The sequence below is a fragment of the Methylobacterium sp. P1-11 genome, assembly GCF_008329595.1.
Taxonomy (GTDB): Bacteria; Pseudomonadota; Alphaproteobacteria; order Rhizobiales; family Beijerinckiaceae; genus Methylobacterium.
In genome coordinates, this window is sequence record NZ_NPKS01000099.1 from 1 (window position 1) to 1,048 (window position 1,048).

Genomic DNA, 1,048 nt, shown 5'->3' on the forward strand with positions numbered 1-1,048 from the left:
GCTAGAGCTGTTCCCGGTCAGGTAGCGACGGCCAAGTCGTTCTCGTAGCCGGCTCCGGCGATGTAGTTGCGGCACTCCTGCGGAGTGAAGCGCTTGAAGGCTTGGCGGATCGCCGCCCACAGATCTGGGATCGTGCGGGCTGCCGTGCTGCGTAGCAGAGCTTTCAGCTTCGCAAAGGCCTGCTCGATCGGGTTGAAATCAGGGCTGTAGGACGGAAGGTAGAGCAGCCGCGCTCCCGCGGCCTCGATCGCGTCCTGCACGCCCGCAACCTTGTGGGCTGGCAGGTTGTCCATGACGACGATGTCACCCGGCTGCAGCACTGGGATCAGCGTGTCGGTGACGTAGCTGCAAAAGCGCCTGCCGTTCGTGGGACCGTCCAATAGCGCGGTGGCGCACAGCCCGCTCGTGCGCAGGGCGGCGGTGATGGTGGTGGTTTTGTAGTGGCCGTGCGGGGCTGCGAGCCGGCAGCGCTCACCGCGCGGCGCCCAACCATAACGGCGCGCCATGTTGGTGGCAGCCGCCATCTCGTCCAGGAACACCAGCCGGTCCGGATCGAGCTCGGGCTGTGCCTCGAACCACGCCTCGCGCGCCGCCCTTACGTCCGCGCGCTCCTGCTCAGCTGCGTATGTCGCCCCTTTTTCCAGCTGATCCCGTGGCGGGCAAAGAAGCGCGACAGGCCGCTCGTGCTGGTCTGGACGCCCTGCTCAGCCAGCCGGTCGCGCACCTCGCGCAGGAAAAGACGCGGCTCCTGCTTGGAGATCCTCAGGATCAGCGCGGCATGCGCCTCGATGCGCTTCGAGGTGTGATCGCCGCCCATCGGCTTGGAGGCGAGTTGGCCCTCGTGGCGGAAGCGCTCCGACCACCGGCTGGCACTCGACACGCTGACCCCGAAGCGGGCTGCGGCGCGATGGCAGGAGACACCCGCCACCACGGCAGCCACAACACGCTCGCGCAGGTCCACAGACAGGGGTGAAGGCATGAGCAAGCTCCTTCACCCACCAACGCGCTACCCGCAAACCCGTCTCAAGCGGCGCGGGACCGGCTCTAG

General features: G+C 67.4%; 1 protein-coding gene. It reads right to left on the reverse strand.

Going from position 1 to position 1,048, the window contains the following annotated elements; all coding sequences use genetic code 11:
• Window positions 1-17: 17 nt before the first annotated feature.
• Window positions 18-979, reverse strand: a protein-coding gene (locus CIW48_RS32880) for an IS630 family transposase (RefSeq protein ID WP_149314512.1) whose coding sequence is annotated in 2 segments (ribosomal slippage) — window positions 18-631 and window positions 631-979 — 963 coding nt in all. Because the reading frame shifts where the segments join, the coding sequence is not laid out codon by codon here.
• Window positions 980-1,048 lie beyond the last annotated feature (69 nt).